The following is a 16,988-nucleotide window of genomic DNA, read 5'->3' on the forward strand; positions in this document are numbered from 1 at the left end:
GGCGATGTGCGCCGCGTAGTGTGCCCGGGGTCGTTCGACCCCATCACCAACGGACACCTCGACATCATCGGCCGGGCCGCCCGGCTGTACGACGAGGTGACGGTCGCCGTTCTGATCAATGTCGAGAAGAAGAGCCTGTTCACCGTGGAGGAGCGCATCGACATCCTCCAGACGGTGACCAGGGAGTACCCCAACGTCAGGGTCGAGAAGTTCCACGGGCTGCTCGTGGACTTCTGCCGCCAGAACGACATCCCCGCGATCGTCAAGGGCATCCGCGTGGTCAGCGACTTCGACTACGAGTTGCAGATGGCGCAGCTCAACTACCGGCTGTCCGGTGTCGAGACGCTCTTCATGCCGACGAATCCGGAATACTCGTTCCTGTCGTCGTCCCGGGTGAAGGAGATCGCCCGCTACGGCGGCGATGTGTCAGGACTTGTCCCGGATCTCGTGCACAAGCTCTTGATCGAACGGCTCAGGGGCTGACCGGTGCCTGGTATCGTTGCTATCTGGCCTTGTACGACGGCGACGATTTCGCCATGCCTAACGAGAGCAGGATGACTCAGCACCTCGACCCCCGCGCCCCGTGGGTGATCTCCACTCATGACCTGGGCAGGCGGCCGGGCTCGATGCGGCAGATGACTCTGTCCCTCCCGGCACCGGCAGATCTCGGCGTCGACATGATCGGTGTCCCCAAGGACGCCGAAGTCGAGCTGGGCATCCGGCTCGAAGCAGTGATGGAAGGCGTGCTCGTCTCGGGCACCGCACGCGCTCCCCTCGCGGGGGAATGTGCTCGGTGTCTCGACCCGTTGTCCTCGGAGATCGAGGTCAACCTGCAGGAGCTGTTCTTCTACTCCGACGAGGACTCCTCGGAGGAGGACTCACTGCTCGACGGTGAACTTCTCGACCTCGAGCCGACGTTCCGTGACGCGGTGGTGCTCGCACTGCCGCTCAGCCCCGTCTGCGGTGAAGACTGCCAGGGGTTGTGCACGGAATGCGGAGTCAGGCTGGCCGAGGCCGGCCCTGACCACGGGCACGAGAAGATCGACGCTCGCTGGGCGTCGTTGCAAGGTCTGATTTCCGAGAACGATAACGATCAGGAGAAGTGACGTGGCCGTCCCGAAGCGGAAGATGTCGCGGAGCAACACCCGCTCCCGCCGCGCCCAGTGGAAGACGTCTGCTGTCGCGCTGGTGAGCTGCCCGCAGTGCCGTTCGCCCAAGCAGCCGCACATCGCGTGCCCGACCTGCGGCACCTACAACCGCCGTCAGGTCATCGAGCCGTCTGCCTGATCGCACATACCAGCGAGGAGCGCGAGTGATCGCGCTCCCAACGGCTGTTGACGGAGTGCCGACCGGATGCGATAGTGCCCGGTCGGCGTTACCGTCTCAGGTGCGTGCGGCGGCGGTTCGCCCGCGGTCGTGGTGGACGCCGGGGCTGGCCCCCGACGCCCACCACGTTTTCGGGCATCTCTCAGTTCCATCGCCCACGCGTTCTGGAGAGATGCTCTGAGGAGGAGAAAACGTGGGCACAGGTCCCAAGCCAGTGGCTGTCGAGGTCGCCAGAGACGAGCTTGAGCGGGTTCTTTCCGTCGGGCTCGACGCCGACATCCTGGAGCGGGCGCTGACGCACCGCTCCTACGCGTACGAGAACGGCGGCCTGCCCACCAACGAGCGCCTGGAGTTCCTCGGCGACTCGGTGCTGGGCCTGGTGGTCACCGACACCCTCTATCGCAACCACCCCGACCTGCCCGAGGGCCAGCTGGCCAAGCTCAGGGCGGCCGTGGTCAACATGCGCGCGCTGGCCGACGTGGCCAGGCATCTCGGCCTGGGCAGGTTCCTGCGCCTGGGCAGGGGCGAGGAGGGCACCGGCGGGCGCGACAAGTCGTCGATCCTCGCCGACACCCTCGAGGCGCTGATCGGCGCGATCTACGTCAACCGGGGCCTCGACGAGGCCTTCCGAGTCGTCCACGTGCTGTTCGACCCGCTGATCACCCGCTCGGCCTCGCTCGGCGCCGGTCTCGACTGGAAGACCTCGCTGCAGGAGCTCACCGCCTCCGAGGCGCTCGGCGTGCCCGAGTACCACGTCGAGGAGAGCGGCCCCGACCACGCCAAGTCCTTCACCGCCGAGGTGCGGGTCGGCGGCGAGTCCTACGGCTCGGGCAAGGGCCGCAGCAAGAAGGAGGCCGAGCAGCAGGCGGCCGAGGCTGCGTGGACCCGCATCAGGGCGCGCAGGGAACAGCGCGAGAGCCAGCCGGCGAGCTGACGTGCCCGAGCTGCCGGAGGTCGAAGTCGTCCGCCGTGGCCTGGCCGAATGGGTCGCGGGGCGGACGATCGCGGCGAGCGAGGTCCTGCATCCGCGTGCCGTGCGGAGGCAGATCGGGCTCTTCGACGTCGCCGACCGGGTGATCGTCTCCGCCGAACGGCGCGGCAAGTACCTGTGGCTGCCGCTCGACGGCGACGAGGCGATCCTCGCCCACCTGGGCATGAGCGGCCAGCTGCTCGTCGTCTCCCCCGACTCCGTGCTGGAGAAGCACCTCAGGGTGCGGCTGTCGTTCGCCGACGGCGGCAACGATCTGCGCTTCGTCGACCAGCGCACGTTCGGCCACGTGATGCTCACCTCGCTCATGGACGGCGTGCCCGAGCCGATCGCGCACATCGCGCCCGACCCGTTCGAGGCCGCCTTCGACGAGGAGCTCTTCACCAGGCGGCTGCGGGCCAAGCGCACCGAGATCAAGCGGGCGCTGCTCGACCAGTCGCTGATCAGCGGCGTCGGCAACATCTACGCCGACGAGGCGCTCTGGCTGGCCAGGCTCCACTGGGCGCGTCCCACGGAGACCCTCACCAAGGCCAAGATCGCTGAGCTGCTCGCCGCCGTGCGCCAGGTCATGAGCGCCGCCCTGGTGCAGGGCGGCACCTCGTTCGACAGCCTTTACGTCAACGTCAACGGCGAGAGCGGCTACTTCGACCGCTCGCTGGAGGCGTACGGCAGGCGTGACCTGCCGTGCTCGCGGTGCGGCACGCCGATCAGGCGGGACGCGTTCATGAACCGATCGTCTTTCTCCTGCCCCAAGTGCCAGCGTAAGCCGCGGTGAGCAGGGCGAGCGCGGCCCCGAACCACATGGTCGCGCTCGGCGAGGCGGCGTCCACGATCCGGCCGCCGAGCAGCGCGCCCAGCGCGATGGCCGCGTTGAAGACCGACGACAGCATGGCCATGCCCGCCTCGCCGCCGCCCGCCCTGGCGACCCAGAGCTGACCGGTCACCGAGACGCCGCCGTAGGAGACGCCCCACAGCAGGAGCATGAAGGCGACGGCGAGAGGCAGTCCGGCCGTCGACACCGCGATCAGGACGGCGAGCACCGCCATGACCTCCCTCGGCCGGTGGGCGGCCTTCGCTCCCGCCCCGAAGTTGCCGGCGACGCCTGCGACGCCGTACGCGAGGAGGAGGACGCTGATCAGCGCGGGCCCGGCGCCGGAGACCTGTTCGAGGAACGGGCGGATGTAGGTGTAGGCGGCGAAGTGTCCGGTGACGACCAGCGCGGTGGCGACGAGGACGGTCCTGAGCGGGCCGTCGCGCCACACGTCGAGCAGTTCGGCGGGCCGTACCGGGCGGGTGGCAGGTAGCGGGGGCAGCAGGAGCGCGAGCGCGACCAGGACCGCGACGGCCAGCACGGCCACCGCCGCGAACGCCGTCCGCCAGCCCGCCCAGGAGAGGATCAGGGTGCCCGTGGGCACGCCGAGCACCGAGGCCACGGAGACGCCGCCGGCGATCATCGCGGCCGACCTGCCGATGTACCGCTCGGGGACCAGCCGTCCGGCCAGGCCGGCGGCGAAGGCCCAGAAACCGCCGATGCTCACCCCTACCAGCACCCTGGCGGCCAGCATGACCGCGTAGCCGGGGGAGAAGGCGGCCAGGAGGTTCGCGCCCGCGAGCAGCGCCATCAGGGCGACCAGCACGACTCGCCGGTCGAGACGTCCGGCGACCACCGTCAGCAGGGGCGCGGAAAGGGCGGCCACGAGCCCCGGCACGGACATGGTCAGCCCCGCCGTGCCGGCGGAGACGCCCAGCGCCGAGCCCATCGGCGTCAGCAGGCCGACGGGCAGCATCTCGCTGGTCACGATGGTGAAGGTGCCCACCGCGACGGCGGAAACGGGGAGCCAGGGCACTCTTGCGGTGTCGACAGTCGTCATGCTCACAGGCTTCCGGGCTCCCACCTGCGGGAACAATGACGAAGATCGAAGCCTTGGTTTAGTCAGGCTAAGGAGTCGTGATGGAGTTCAGGGAACTGGAGTGCTTCGTCGTGCTCAGCGAGGAACTGCACTTCGCCCGGGCCGCGGAGCGGCTCTACCTGTCGCCGGGCAGGGTCAGCCAGCTGGTGCGCGCGCTGGAGACCCGGATCGGGGCCAGGCTGTTCGAGCGCACCAGCAGGCGCGTACGGCTGACGCCGCTGGGCGAGCGCTTCCTCGCCGACCTGCGCCCCGCCTACGACGGGCTGGCGATCGCGGTCGGCCGGGCCAGATCGGCCGCAAGACTGGTCGAGGGCGTGCTGCGGGTCGGTTTCCTCGGCACGCCGACGGACGTGGTCACCAGCACGGTCAGGGAGTTCGAGCGGCTCAATCCGGCGTGCGAGGTAGAGCTCGTCGAGGTGCCGATGGCCGACCCGTTCGGCAAGCTGCGCGAGGGCAAGGTGGACCTGAGCTTCACGCTGCTGCCCGTGGACGAGCCCGACCTGGAGACGGGCGCGGGGCTGAACAAGGTCCCGATGAAGGTGGCGCTCTCCCCGCGTCACCCGCTGTCGGGCAGGGCGTGGATCGAGGCGGAGGAGCTGGCGGAACTGCCGCTGGTGGGGCTCGACGGGCCGGCGCCTCGCAGGTGGCGCGAGCTCACCGCCCCCACGACCACGCCGCTCGGCCGGCCGATCCCCTCGGCGGGTACGGTCACCACCAGCCAGGAGGGCCTCACACAGGTCGCGCTGAACAGGGGCGCCATGCTCTTCTGCACCCCGACGGCCGCCTACCACGGGCGCGACGACGTCACGTTCGTGCCGGTCGAGGGGTTGCCCGATTCGGTGCTCGGCCTGGTCTGGCGCAAGGAGGGGGAGACGGCCGCGGTGCGCGCCTTCCAACGGGCAGGAGTGGGTCATGAGTGAGGACGTGCGGCTGACCGCATGGGTGCGGGGACACGTGCAGGGTGTCGGGTTCCGCTGGTGGACCAGGGCGAGGGCGCTGGAGCTCGGGCTGGTCGGCTGGGCCCGCAACACCGCTGATGGGCGGGTGGAAGTGGTCGCCGAGGGGCCGAGGGCGGCGGGCGTCAAGCTGGTCGAGCTGCTCAGGGGTTGCGACACACCGGGCAGAGTGGATGGAGTTGTAGAGCGCTGGAGTGAAGCACGAGGTAGTTTGAGCGGGTTTGTAGAGCGGTAGCCCTTTCGTCAAACGCCCCAAATAGGGTATATTTATATGTCGGGAGTGCCCATCGGTAGGCCCATGCGGTGCGATCGACTTGACCGCCCACACTGCCGATGCGACTCTTGTTAGGTACCACGCGCACCCCTCCCGCAGAACAAGAAGTGCGCGAACCAGTCTGGTCACTCAGCGTGGAGGACCCTTTACCATGGCGAAGGCTCTACTCGGCCACGTCGGCGGTCCTGACCCTCGGATGGTCTCGGAGATGCGCCGTTTGCAGCAGCGGATCCGTGATCTGGAGGCAGAACTCACCCGGCTCCAGGCACAAAATGACGCTCTTGCAGCGCAGACACGTGATGAGGCGTTCAGCCGTCTGCAGGAACGCGAGCCGGCTCTCACCTGAGAGATCGGGAGCGCCACATCAGGGACGTCTCACAGAGGCGTCCCTTGTTATTTTCTCCGCCTCCATTTCTTGGAGGCGTTTTTGCTGTCCTGACGGTGTCAGAAGCGCGGTGACCAGCGGCGGGCTCCGCGGCCCAGTAGGCTTTCCCGAAGTCGGTTCAGGGAGGGCAGCGTTCGGTGTATCTGAAGACCCTCACCCTGCGCGGCTTCAAGTCCTTCGCCTCCGCCACCGCCCTCCGCCTCGAGCCTGGCATCACCTGTGTGGTCGGCCCCAACGGCTCCGGGAAGTCCAACGTCGTCGACGCCCTGGCCTGGGTCATGGGCGAGCACAGCGCCAAATCGCTGCGCGGCGGCAAGATGGAGGACGTCATCTTCGCCGGCACCTCCAGCCGCCCCCCTCTGGGCAGGGCCGAGGTGACGCTGACGATCGACAACACCGACGGCGCGCTCCCTATCGACTACACCGAGGTGACGATCAGCCGCCTGATGTTCAGGTCGGGGCAGAGCGAGTACGCGATCAACGGCGACACCTGCCGCCTGCTCGACATCCAGGAGCTGCTGTCAGACTCAGGCATCGGCCGCGAGATGCACGTCATCGTCGGCCAGGGCCAGCTCGACGCGGTGCTCCACGCGGGCCCCGAGGACCGGCGGGCCTTCATCGAGGAGGCCGCAGGCGTTCTCAAGCACCGCAAGCGCAAGGAGAAGGCGCTGCGGAAGCTCGACGCCATGCAGGCCAACCTCACCCGCGCCCAGGACCTCGCCACCGAGCTGCGCCGCCAGCTCAAGCCGCTCGGCAGGCAGGCGGAGATCGCCCGCAAGGCCGCCGTGATCCAGGCCGACCTGCGCGACGCGCGGCTGCGGCTGCTGGCCGACGACGTGTGCATCCTGCGGGAGACCCTCGAAAGGGAGGCGGCGGACGAGGCGGCGATCCTGTCGCGCAGGGCCCAGGTGGAGGCCGAGCTGGCCGAGGGCCAGCGGCGCGAGGAAGCGCTGGAGGCGGCGGAGGCCGAGGCCCAGCCCAGGCTCACGGCCGCCCAGGAGACCTATTTCCGCCTCGCCTCGCTGCGGGAACGTTTCACGGGCCTGGAGCACCTGGCGGCCGAGCGCCACCGCCACGCCCTCGACGCCGCCTCGATCGAGCGGCGTGGCCGCGACCCCGAGGAGTTGGAGCGGGAGGCGGCCGAGGTCCGCGAGCAGGAGCTGGAGCTGGCCGAGGCGCTGGAGCAGGCTCAGGAGCTGCTGGAAGCGGCCGTGGGCAGGCGCGAGGAGGCCGAGACGGCGCTCAAGGCGGAGGAGCAGCGCCTGGCGATGGCCGCGAGGGCGGCGGCCGACCGGCGCGAGGGTCTGGCCAGGCTGCGCGGGCGGGTCGACTCCGCGCGCAGCAGGGCACGCGCCGCCGAGGACGAGATCGGCAGGCTGAGCAGGGCCGTCGCGGAGGCCGACGAGCGGGCCGCGCGCGCCGGCGAGGAGCTGCGGGCGCAGGAGGCCGACGAGCCCGCGGCCGATCCGGCGCTCGCCGAGGAACTGCTCACCGCCCAGATGGCGGTCGAGGAGGCCAGGTCCGTCGCCGACGCCGCGCGCGAGGCCGTCGACCGGGCCAAGGAGGCGCTGGCAGGGCCGCACGACGCGCTGCGGGCCGCCAAGGCCGCGGTCGGCACGGCACGCGCGGCTGACCAGGAGGCGCAGCGGTCGGTCGCGGCGCTCCAGGCCCGTCGTGAGGCGCTGGAGCTCGGCCTGGCCAAGGGGGCGGACGGAGGCGCCGCCCTGGTGGCGGCGGACCTGTCCGGGGTCCTCGGGCCGCTGGCCGCCTCGATGACGGTCACGCCGGGGTTCGAAGTGGCCATCGCGGCCGTGCTCGGCCAGGTGGCCGAGGCCGTCGCCGTCGAGTCGGTGGGCACGGCGGTGGAGGCGCTGGAGCATCTGCGGGCCAAGGAGGCGGGCCAGGCGACGCTGCTGGTGGCGGGCGCGCCCGGTGGAGCGGCCGGCGGGGCGCGTGCCGTACTGCCTGATGGGGGGCGGTGGGCGGCGGAGCTGGTCGGCGTGCCTGACCACCTCAGGGCGGCGGTCGACCATCTCCTGACGGACGTGGCCGTCGTGGCCGACCTCGACGCGGCCCGCGGCCTCGTCGAGCGGCACCCTGGAGTGCGGGCCGTCACCCGCCGCGGCGACGTCGTCGGCGCGCACCTGGCGAGCGGCGGATCCGAGGGCGGCACCTCCGTGCTGCAGGTGCGGGCCGCGCTCGACGACGCGATCGCCGACCTGGAGGAGGCGAAGGATCGCGCCGCGAGCACGGTGGTCGTCATGGAGGAGTCCGCGGCGGCCGAGATGGCGGCGCAGACGGCGCTGGAGGCCGCCCAGTCCCACGTGAACGAGGCGCAGAGCGCGGCCGGCAGCGCGCAGGCCGGGGTGAGCGCCGCGCAGGCCGTGCTCGACCAGGTCAGGGCGCGGCAGCGGGAGGCCGACCAGGCCGGCGCGGCGGCGGCCAAGCGGCTGGCCCAGCTGGGCGCCGCGGCCAAGGCGGCGGCCGACGAGTCCGAGCGCCTGGCGGGCAGCGTGCGGGCGGCGCAGGAGGCGCGCGAGGAGGGCCTGGCCGAGCTGTCGGAGCTGGAGATCGAGCTCGCCGAGGCCGAGTACGCGCAGGAGCTGGAGACCGAGCCGACCACCGAGCTGCGTGACGAGCTGGCCACGACGTGCCAGCTTGCCAGGCAGACCGAGATGGAGACCCGCCTGCAGGTCCGCACGGCGGAGGAGCGGGTCAAGGGCATCGCGGGCAGGGCGGACGGGCTGATGAGGGCCGCCCAGCGCGAGCGCCAGGAGCGGCTGACGGCGGCCGCTCAACGCGAGCGGCGCAGGCGGCAGGCGGCGGTCGCCGAGTCGGTGGTGCGGGGGACCAAGCAGGTGCTGCGTGCTCTGGCCGCCTCGATCGAGCTGGCCGCGCGCGAGCGCGACGAGGCCGACCTGGCGCGGGTCGCCGTCGACGCCGAGCTGAAGCAGGTGCGGCTGCGGGTCAGGGAGCTGGGCCAGGAGCTCGACAAGCTGGTCAACAGGGTTCACGGCAGCGAGATGGCCCGCACCGAGCAGCGGATGCGGCTCGAACAGATGGAGGAGCGGGCGCTGGAGGAGTTCGGCGTCTCGTCCGACGCGCTGATCTCCGAGTACGGCCCGACGGCCGCCGTTCCTGGCGACCCGCCCGTGCCCTACGTGCGGGAGGAGCAGGAGAAGCGGATGCGGGCCGCCGAGCGGCAGATGAACCAGCTCGGCAAGGTCAACCCGCTGGCGCTGGAGGAGTTCGCGGCGCTGGAGGAGCGCCACGCGTTCCTGACCTCCCAGCTCGAGGACCTCAAGAAGACGCGGCGCGAGCTGATGACCGTCGTCCAGGAGGTCGACAACCGGGTGGAGGCGATGTTCTCCTCCGCCTACGAGGACGTGGCCAGGGAGTTCGAGCAGATCTTCACGCGCGTCTTCCCCGGCGGTGAAGGGCGGTTGATCCTGACCGACCCCAGTGACATGCTGACCACGGGCATCGAGGTGGAGGCCAGGCCGCCGGGCAAGAAGGTCAAGCGGCTCTCGCTGCTGTCGGGCGGCGAGCGGTCGCTGACGGCGGTCGCGTTCCTGATCTCCATCTTCAAGGCGCGGCCTTCGCCCTTCTACGTGATGGACGAGGTCGAGGCGGCGCTCGACGACACCAACACGCAGCGGCTGCTGAGGCTGTTCGAGGAGCTGAGAGAGAGTTCCCAGCTCATCGTCATCACGCACAACAAGCGGACGATGGAGATCGCCGACGCGCTCTACGGCGTCTCCATGCGCGGCGACGGTGTCACCCAGGTGGTCTCTCAGCGTCTGCGGGAGAACGTCTGATTTTGTACGGCACGCGGCATTGCGGGGCGTGACCATCCCGGACGATCTGGAAAACTGAGTTGCTGTGAGTGAATACCTCGGCATCATCGTGATCGTGATCGTCGTCGCCCTGCTGGCGATCGGCGGCATGTTCTTCCTGTACAGGCCGGGGCGCAAGGCCGTGCCTCCCCCGGTCGAGGCGCCGGAGGTCAAGCCCGTCCCCGAGCCCGAGGCCGAGCAGGCCCAGCCGGAGGAAGAGGGCACCACGACCACCGTGCCGCCTCCGGTCAAACCGGCTGAGACCATCATCAAGAAGCCCGAGGTGGAGATCCCTCCACCGTCCGCGGGCCGGATGGTACGGCTGCGCTCACGCCTGGCCCGTTCGCAGAGCGCTCTGGGCAAGGGCCTGCTGGAGCTGCTGTCGCGCGACAGGCTCGACGACGAGGTGTGGGACGAGATCGAGGAGAGCCTCATCACCGCCGACGTCGGCATCTCGCCGACCCAGGTGATGGTCGAGGACCTGCGCACCAAGGTCAAGGTGCTCGGCACCCGCACCCCCGACGAGGTGCGCGGCCTGCTGCGTGAGGAGCTGCTCAAGCAGATCGACCCCGACCTCGACCGCACCCTCCACGTGGGCAAGCACGGCGAGCGTCCGGCCATCGTGCTGGTCGTCGGCGTCAACGGCACCGGCAAGACCACCACCACGGGCAAGCTGGCCCGTGCCCTCGTCGGCGACGGCAAGAAGGTCGTGCTCGGCGCGGCCGACACCTTCCGCGCCGCGGCGGCCGACCAGCTGCAGACCTGGGGTGAAAGGGTCGGCGCTGAGGTGGTGCGCGGTCCCGAGGGCGGTGACCCCGCCTCCGTGGCCTTCGACGCGGCCGCCAAGGGCATCGAGGACAAGGTGGACGTGGTGATCGTCGACACGGCGGGCCGCCTGCACACCAAGACCGGCCTGATGGACGAGCTCGGCAAGGTCAAGCGGGTGATCGAGAAGAAGGGCACCGTGGACGAGGTACTGCTTGTCCTCGACGCCACCACGGGTCAGAACGGCATGCGGCAGGCACAGGTGTTCGCCGAGGTGGTCAACATCACCGGCATCGCGCTGACCAAGCTCGACGGCACGGCCAAGGGCGGCATCGTCATCTCGGTGCAACGTGAGCTGGGCGTGCCGGTGAAGCTCGTGGGCCTCGGCGAAGGGCCGGACGATCTCGCGCCGTTCGATCCCGAGGTGTTCGTCGACGCGATCCTGGGCGACTGACTTTTCTCTCCCGACGTTCAAACACGTTTTCGGACGCCCCGCGCCACCGCGCGGGGCATGTCCATATAACTGAGGAAATGTCCCTTATCGGACATTCTCTTGATCTCGATAGTCATCCGTGTTCACATGGGGCGGTCATTGGAGATCGCGGACGGCTGCGCCAACGTCCGCGGTCTCTTCGCATGGTCCGACGAAGAAGGTGGACATGAAGAAGGTTGTCGTGTACAAGAGCGGCTCCGTCAAGCCGGCAGGCTCAGCCGCTCCGCGGCACAAGGGCTGATCGGCACGTGGCCGACGCTCCCTGACGGGGCGTCGGCCATGCTGCTGTCCGGACGACGAAACCGCTCAGGAACCCTCAAGGGATCGGGTACACGTGACCGTCATCGACGCCGACCGGCGTATTCGCGGGCCCTACACGCTCGCCGCCGCCCTCCTCGACCTGTTCGTCCCTGAGGCGCTGGAGCGCAGGCCCGACCTGGTGGCGGGGCACGACATCGAGATCGCCGTCGCGGCGCCCCACCTGAAGATCCCGAGGAGCAGGCTCTCGCTGGCCGACAGCCTGCCGCAGGCGGAGCGCATCCTCATCCCCGGTGCCCGCCGTACGCTGCGGATCGCCAACGGGCTGGCCGAGTTCGTCCGCTCGTGCCTCGACGGCGAGCACCGCACGGTCACGGTCGACAACCTCGAAGCGGCCGACCAGACCGACGCCGAGCTCGTCGAGGTGCTGCGCAGGCGCGTTCGGGAGCTGACCATCGTTCCCGGCGCCTCGCGGCCAGGGGGCCCTGTGCCCGCTGACTTCGATCGCTACCGCGACGAGGGGTTCCACCACGCGATGGCAGAGGCGGGGCTGGCGGCGCTCGAAGGCCTGCGGCACGACCACGATCCCGAGCGCTGGATGACGCTCGTCCACCGGACGGCCGGAGCGCTGGAGGCGATTGAGCGGGAGGACGAGGCGCTCGCCCTCTACGAGCTGGCCAGGCGGCACACCGTCGACCCGAAGCACCGGGCCTCCGTGGCCTGCTCGCTCGCGACCCTGCTGGTGCGCCACCACGACCCGGCAAGGCGCGACCCCGAGGCGGCAGTGGCCTGGATCAACGAGGCGATCACCATCACCTCGCTGCTGCGGGAGCCGCGCGAGCGCGCCTTCCACCTGGGCTTCGACCTCAACGCCAAGGCGCTGGTCGAGGTGCGCAGGCGACGGTTCGGCGAGTCGGCCCGCCTGATCCAGGAGGCCGTCGACCTGGCCGAGCGCGACCTGGCCGACGTCCACCCGATCCACCGGCTCGTGCTGTACGCCAACAGGGCCCAGCTCAGGGCGATGTCGGGCGAGCGCGAGGCGGCCCTGGCCGACTACACGCGCGCCATCGAGGCCGATCCCGGCTACCCCGACTACTACCTCGACCGGGGCGACCTGCTGCGCAGGCTGGGCAGGGCGGAGCCGGCCTTGAGGGACTTCGAGAGCGCCATACGGCTCGGCCCGCCGTGGCCTGAGCCGCACTACAACAGGGCCGAGCTGCGCTACGAGGCGGGCGATCTGGCGGGCGCGCTCGAAGACCTCGACTACGCGCTGGAGCTCGATCCCGAGTTCGCGCCCGCCTACGTGAACAGGGCCGGTCTCCGAGCCGCGGCAGGGGAGTACGGCCCGGCCAGGAGCGACGTCGAGCGCGGGCTCGCCCTCGACCCTGGCAACCCGCACCTGCTGTGCGTGCTGGGCCAGGTCGAGGCGGCGGAAGGAAGGACGGCCGAGGCGCGGGCCGCCTTCGACGCCGCGCTGAAGGCCGACCCCGGCCTGGTGGAGGCGTGGGCGAGCAGAGGAGCGCTGTCGTTCGAGCTCGGCCTGTACGGCGAGGCCGCCGCCGACCTCGACCGGGCCGTCGAGCTGAAGGAGAGCCCCGAGCTGCTGTTCAACAGGGCGATGGCGATGCGGGCCGACGGCCGTATCGAGCACGCCGTGGCGGACCTGCGCAGGGCGGCCGAGCTCGCGCCGGGCGACGAGGACATCAGAGCCGCGTTGTCGAGGGAGTGAGGGATGGGAACGAGGTACTGGCTGCTGCTGGTCGGATTCCTGGTCTCCTCGCTCGGGACCTGGATCTACCGGCTCGCGCTGCCGCTCATGGTCCTGGATCTGACGGGCTCCGCCCTCGGCACCGGCCTGGTGTACGCGCTGGAGTACCTGCCCTACCTCGCCCTGGCGATGTTCGGCGGCGTCCTGGCCGACCGGCACAGCCGCAGGTCGATCCTCGTGGCGGGCGACCTGGCCGCGGCCGTGCTCGCCCTGGTGCTCGCCGTGACGGTGACGCTCGGCGCGCCGCCGCTCTGGCTGATCTACGTGATGGCCTTCCTGCTGGCCTGTGTCGATCCGCTCTACCAGCCCGCGTTCCGGGCGATCATGCCTTCGCTCGTGCCCGTCGACCGGCTGGCCCCTGCCAACGCGCGACTCCACATCGGCGAGCACGCGGTGAACCTGGCGGGCCCGGTGCTCGGCGGCGCGCTGATCGTCGCCTTCGGCTACCAGGTGGCGATCTACGTGGACGCGGGCACGTTCGCGGTGTCCGCGGCGCTGATCGCCCTGATCAGGACGGCGCCCGCCGTGGCGAGGGCGAGCCGGCCGGTGCTCGCCGACCTGCGGGAGGGGCTCAGGTTCCTGTTCAGGCAGGAGCGGACGGTGCTGACGCTCGCCTGCTTCGCCTTCGCGGGGAACTTCGGGGTCTGGCTGCTGCTGGCCGACATGGTGTTCTACCTGACCTCCTACCACCACTTCACCCCCGGGCAGATCGGCGTCGTCTACGCCTTCCAGGGCGCGGGCGCGGTGGCCGGCGGACTGCTCGGGTCGCGCCTGCTGTCCAGGACCAGGCCCGTCACGCTGATCAGCGTGAGCATGCTGATCGAGGGTGTGTCCATCCTGGCGATGATCCCCGCCCGAGGGCCGCTGCCGATCGGGCTGGCGTGGATGGGGCAGTTCGCCGCCGCGGGAGTGGGCATCGTGGCCATCACGACCGTACGGCAGCGCCTCATCCCCGACCACCTGCTCGGCAGGGTGCTCGGCACGGCCCGCATGATCGCGTTCCTGGCCATCCCGCTGGCGGCGCTGGTCGCGGGGGTGTTCGAGTCGTTCGTGCGCAACGCCTACGCGCTCATGGCGTTCGCGGGCCTGGCCAGCCTGGCGATCGCCGCGGCGGCGGCGCGGTCGTCGCTCAGGGACGTGGCTCTGGAGCCAGTCGCTCCCTGACCGGCGCCCTGGTGCCGATGGGGACGACGAGCGGGGTGCCCGCCACAGGGTCGGCGATGACCATGGCGTCCAGGTCGAACACCTCGCTCAGGAGGTCCTCGGTCAGCACCTCGTGCGGCGTGCCCGCCGCGACGACCCTGCCCTCACGCATGGCGACCAGGCGGTCGGTGTAGCGGGCGGCGAGGTTGAGGTCGTGCAGCACCATGACGATGGTCCTGCCCGCCTCGGCGTGCAGGTGCCGTACCAGCTCCAGGACCTCCACCTGGTGGGCCAGGTCGAGGAAGGTCGTCGGCTCGTCCAGTAGCAGCAGGTCGGTGCCCTGGGCCAGGGCCATGGAGATCCACGCGCGCTGCCGCTGCCCGCCCGACAGCTCGTCGAGCGGCCGTTCGGCCAGGTCGGCCAGGCCGGTCATGGCCAGCGCCCGCACGACCGACGACTCGTCGTCCGACGACCACTGGCGGTACCAGGTCTGGTGCGGGTGCCTGCCCCTGGAGACCAGGTCGGAGACGGTCAGCCCCTCGGGCGCCGTGGGCGACTGGGGGAGCATGCCGAGGACCTTGGCGACCTCGCGGGTGGGCATCCTGTCGATGCGCTTGCCGTCGAGCAGCACCTCGCCGCCCGAAGGCTTCAGCAGGCGGCCGAGGGCGCGCAGCAGCGTGGACTTGCCGCAGCCGTTCGGCCCGATGATCGTGGTCACGGTGCCCGCCTCGACGCCCAGGTCGAGCCCGTCCACGATGACGCGCTCGCCGTAGGCGAGCCTGACGTTGACCGCCTGGAGCCTCATTTGCGTGCCCTCCAGATGAGGTGGATCAGGTACGGCGCGCCCAGCACCGCCGTGACGACGCCGACGGGCAGCTCGATGGGAGAGAAGGCGACCCGGGCGATCAGGTCGGCGGCGGCGGTGAGCAGCGCGCCCACGATCGCCGAGGACAGCAGCGGCGGCTGCGCCGACCTGGTCAGGCGCAGCGCGATCTGGGGCGCCGCCAGTGCGACGAAGGCGATCGGGCCCGCGGAGGCGGTCGCGACCGCGGCCAGCAGCACGGCGGCCAGGATCATCAGACCGCGCGCCAGGTTCATCCGGACACCGAGCGAGGTGACGGTGTCGTCGCCGTAACGCAGCGCGTCGAGCGAGCGTGTGCCGAGCAGCGTCAGGGGGATCAGCACGGCCACCGCGATCGCGACGGGGGTGACGTGTTCCCATCCGCGCCCGTTGAGCGAGCCGCTGATCCACACCATGGCCCTGCCGGTGTCGTTGACGTCGCCCACCGTCAGCAGCCAGAACTTGATGTTCGTGAACACCGCGGCCACGCCGATGCCGACCAGCACCAGGCGATAGCCGTCCAGGCCGCGCCGCCACGCCAGCGAGTAGACGATCGCCGCGCCCAGCAGGCCGCCGAGCAGGGCGAGGGCAGGGATGCCGACGGTGGCCAGCAGGCCGCTGACCCCGCCGGCGACGCTGCCGGACGCCACGACACCCGCGACGACCGTGACGGAGGCGCCGGTCGTGACGCCCAGGATCTCGGGGCTGGCCAGCGGGTTGCGGGCGATCGACTGCGTGATCGCGCCCGCGAGCGCGAGCGCCGCGCCGACCAGCGAGCCGGTCAGCGCGCGGGGCAGGCGCAGGTCCATGACGACGAAGTGATCGCCGCTGCCGGTGTCGACCACGGCCCGCAGGACCTCGGCCAGGGTCATGGGGATGTCGCCGATGCGCATGTTCAGCGCCATGAACAGGACGAGCAGGGCGAGCCCGAGGCCGCTGACCATGACGCCGCGGGGTCGTACCCGCCAGGACAGGCCGCCGATCCTCAGCGCGGGTGACGTCACAGCCGCACCGGCTTCCTGCGCCGCACCAGCGCGATGAAGAAGGGGGCGCCCATCAGCGCGAGCACCACGCCGACCTCCAGCTCGCCTGGAGGGGCGACCACCCGTCCGATGACGTCGGCCACCAGCAGCAGGGCCGCTCCCACGAGGCCGGAGAACGGCAGCAGCCACCGGTGGTCGGTGCCCGACAGCGGCCGGGCCAGGTGCGGGACGATGAGCCCGATGAAGGACAGCGAACCGCAGGCCGCGACCGTCGCGCCGGACAGCAGGGTGACGGCGGCGATGCCGATTCCGCGGGTCAGCGCGATGTTCTGGCCGAGGCTGCGGGCGACGTCCTCGCCGAGGGAGAGCGCGTTGAGCCCGGGAGCGTTGATCATCGCGAGCACGAGCCCGACGAGGATGAACGGCGTGACCTGCCAGACGACGTCCGCGCCCCTGGCGGCGATCGAGCCCGCCTGCCAGAACCTGAAGACGTCCATGGCCTGCTCGTCCAAAAGCACCAGAGCGGAGGTGAGGGCGTAGAGGAAGGCGCTGACGGCGGTGCCCGCGAGGGCGAGCGTGACCGGCGTGGGCCCGCCGCGCCCGCCGACCATGCCGAGCGCGAACACGCCCACACTCGCGATCAGCGCGCCCGCCAGGCCGAACCAGATGTAGGCGTAGAGGCTGGTCGTGCCGAGGAAGATGATGCTCGCCACCATCGCGAACGCCGCGCCCTGGGTGACGCCGAGCAGGCCGGGGTCGGCGAGTGGGTTGCGGGTGTGACCCTGCATCAGCGCGCCCGCCACGCCCAGCGCGATCCCCGCGAGGAGGCCGAGCGCGGTGCGCGGCATCCGGAGCGAGCGGATGACGATGTCGTTCTCCGTGCCGGTGGGAGAGAAGAGCGCATGCCAGGCGTCGGCGAGCGGAATGGGCTTCGAGCCGATCGTGATGCTCATCACGGCAGCGACGGCGACGAGGGTGAGAAGTCCGCAGAACACGGCACTGCGTCGTCCCACCTACGTTTCCTCCCTTGTTGCCCGACCCGGTGAAGTATGCCAGCTTAGG

16 protein-coding genes are annotated in these 16,988 nt (G+C 70.7%); 12 read left to right on the forward strand and 4 right to left on the reverse strand.

Going from position 1 to position 16,988, the window contains the following annotated elements; translation table 11 throughout:
• The first annotated feature begins 6 nt into the window (after positions 1 to 6).
• From coaD to mutM, 5 genes are all read left to right on the forward strand, one after another.
• Positions 7 to 483 (forward strand): pantetheine-phosphate adenylyltransferase, encoded by a 477-nt coding sequence (gene coaD, locus AB0B45_RS06805; RefSeq protein WP_358126470.1) that lies wholly within the window; start codon positions 7 to 9, stop codon positions 481 to 483.
• A gap of 71 nt (positions 484 to 554) precedes the next feature.
• A complete protein-coding gene (locus AB0B45_RS06810; RefSeq protein ID WP_358127551.1) occupies positions 555 to 1,106 on the forward strand; it encodes a YceD family protein in 552 nt (183 codons plus the stop codon).
• Position 1,107: 1 nt separating this feature from the next.
• A complete protein-coding gene (gene rpmF, locus AB0B45_RS06815; RefSeq protein ID WP_183656428.1) occupies positions 1,108 to 1,287 on the forward strand; it encodes a 50S ribosomal protein L32 in 180 nt (59 codons plus the stop codon).
• A gap of 253 nt (positions 1,288 to 1,540) precedes the next feature.
• Positions 1,541 to 2,260: a ribonuclease III gene (gene rnc, locus AB0B45_RS06820; protein ID WP_358127553.1), complete on the forward strand. Its 720-nt coding sequence runs from the start codon at positions 1,541 to 1,543 to the stop codon at positions 2,258 to 2,260.
• 1 nt (position 2,261) lies between these two features.
• The gene (mutM, locus tag AB0B45_RS06825; RefSeq protein ID WP_358126473.1) at positions 2,262 to 3,089 is read left to right on the forward strand and encodes a bifunctional DNA-formamidopyrimidine glycosylase/DNA-(apurinic or apyrimidinic site) lyase; all 828 of its coding nucleotides are present in this window, start codon (positions 2,262 to 2,264) and stop codon (positions 3,087 to 3,089) included.
• Here mutM and AB0B45_RS06830 read toward each other — a convergent pair.
• Complete coding sequence (locus AB0B45_RS06830; RefSeq protein ID WP_358126476.1) at positions 3,037 to 4,185, reverse strand: MFS transporter; 1,149 nt, start codon at positions 4,183 to 4,185, stop codon at positions 3,037 to 3,039. The two genes, mutM and AB0B45_RS06830, sit on opposite strands and share 53 nt — an antisense overlap.
• Positions 4,186 to 4,265: 80 nt before the next feature.
• Here AB0B45_RS06830 and AB0B45_RS06835 point away from each other — a divergent pair, with 80 nt between their 5' ends.
• From AB0B45_RS06835 to AB0B45_RS06865, 7 genes are all read left to right on the forward strand, one after another.
• A complete protein-coding gene (locus AB0B45_RS06835; protein WP_358126479.1) occupies positions 4,266 to 5,144 on the forward strand; it encodes a LysR family transcriptional regulator in 879 nt (292 codons plus the stop codon).
• The gene (locus AB0B45_RS06840; RefSeq protein ID WP_358126482.1) at positions 5,137 to 5,415 is read left to right on the forward strand and encodes an acylphosphatase; all 279 of its coding nucleotides are present in this window, start codon (positions 5,137 to 5,139) and stop codon (positions 5,413 to 5,415) included. The genes AB0B45_RS06835 and AB0B45_RS06840 overlap by 8 nt, the downstream gene beginning before the upstream one ends.
• Positions 5,416 to 5,605: 190 nt before the next feature.
• The gene (locus AB0B45_RS06845) at positions 5,606 to 5,800 is read left to right on the forward strand and encodes a hypothetical protein (RefSeq protein ID WP_183656443.1); all 195 of its coding nucleotides are present in this window, start codon (positions 5,606 to 5,608) and stop codon (positions 5,798 to 5,800) included.
• Positions 5,801 to 5,976: 176 nt separating this feature from the next.
• Positions 5,977 to 9,657, forward strand: a complete 3,681-nt coding sequence (gene smc / locus AB0B45_RS06850; protein ID WP_358126486.1) for a chromosome segregation protein SMC — start codon at positions 5,977 to 5,979, stop codon at positions 9,655 to 9,657.
• A 64-nt stretch (positions 9,658 to 9,721) separates the two neighbouring features.
• Positions 9,722 to 10,894: a signal recognition particle-docking protein FtsY gene (ftsY, locus tag AB0B45_RS06855; RefSeq protein ID WP_358126488.1), complete on the forward strand. Its 1,173-nt coding sequence runs from the start codon at positions 9,722 to 9,724 to the stop codon at positions 10,892 to 10,894.
• Positions 10,895 to 11,267: 373 nt separating this feature from the next.
• The gene (locus tag AB0B45_RS06860; protein WP_358126490.1) at positions 11,268 to 12,920 is read left to right on the forward strand and encodes a tetratricopeptide repeat protein; all 1,653 of its coding nucleotides are present in this window, start codon (positions 11,268 to 11,270) and stop codon (positions 12,918 to 12,920) included.
• A gap of 3 nt (positions 12,921 to 12,923) precedes the next feature.
• Positions 12,924 to 14,123, forward strand: a complete 1,200-nt coding sequence (locus tag AB0B45_RS06865; RefSeq protein WP_358126492.1) for an MFS transporter — start codon at positions 12,924 to 12,926, stop codon at positions 14,121 to 14,123.
• Here AB0B45_RS06865 and AB0B45_RS06870 read toward each other — a convergent pair.
• From AB0B45_RS06870 to AB0B45_RS06880, 3 genes are read right to left on the reverse strand one after another with little or no spacing between them, the layout of a single operon-like run.
• A complete protein-coding gene (locus AB0B45_RS06870; protein ID WP_358126495.1) occupies positions 14,089 to 14,907 on the reverse strand; it encodes an ABC transporter ATP-binding protein in 819 nt (272 codons plus the stop codon). The two genes, AB0B45_RS06865 and AB0B45_RS06870, sit on opposite strands and share 35 nt — an antisense overlap.
• Complete coding sequence (locus tag AB0B45_RS06875) at positions 14,904 to 15,947, reverse strand: iron chelate uptake ABC transporter family permease subunit (protein WP_358126498.1); 1,044 nt, start codon at positions 15,945 to 15,947, stop codon at positions 14,904 to 14,906. The genes AB0B45_RS06870 and AB0B45_RS06875 overlap by 4 nt, the downstream gene beginning before the upstream one ends.
• Entirely contained in the window at positions 15,944 to 16,939 is a 996-nt protein-coding gene (locus AB0B45_RS06880; RefSeq protein WP_358126501.1) for an iron ABC transporter permease, read from the reverse strand. The genes AB0B45_RS06875 and AB0B45_RS06880 overlap by 4 nt, the downstream gene beginning before the upstream one ends.
• Between the last annotated feature and the right edge of the window lie 49 nt (positions 16,940 to 16,988).

It is taken from the genome of Nonomuraea sp. NPDC049152 (assembly GCF_040648355.1).
Lineage (GTDB): Bacteria > Actinomycetota > Actinomycetes > Streptosporangiales > Streptosporangiaceae > Nonomuraea.

What these genes read in the sequence shown, in the direction of transcription:
- AB0B45_RS06810 (WP_358127551.1), top strand. Translation starts at nt 555, where the DNA reads ATGACTCAGCACCTCGACCCCCGCGCCCCGTGGGTGATCTCCACTCAT.
- AB0B45_RS06830 (WP_358126476.1), bottom strand. Translation starts at nt 4,185, where the DNA reads ATGACGACTGTCGACACCGCAAGAGTGCCCTGGCTCCCCGTTTCCGCC.
- AB0B45_RS06835 (WP_358126479.1), top strand. Translation starts at nt 4,266, where the DNA reads ATGGAGTTCAGGGAACTGGAGTGCTTCGTCGTGCTCAGCGAGGAACTG.
- AB0B45_RS06840 (WP_358126482.1), top strand. Translation starts at nt 5,137, where the DNA reads ATGAGTGAGGACGTGCGGCTGACCGCATGGGTGCGGGGACACGTGCAG.
- AB0B45_RS06845 (WP_183656443.1), top strand. Translation starts at nt 5,606, where the DNA reads ATGGCGAAGGCTCTACTCGGCCACGTCGGCGGTCCTGACCCTCGGATG.
- AB0B45_RS06865 (WP_358126492.1), top strand. Translation starts at nt 12,924, where the DNA reads ATGGGAACGAGGTACTGGCTGCTGCTGGTCGGATTCCTGGTCTCCTCG.
- AB0B45_RS06870 (WP_358126495.1), bottom strand. Translation starts at nt 14,907, where the DNA reads ATGAGGCTCCAGGCGGTCAACGTCAGGCTCGCCTACGGCGAGCGCGTC.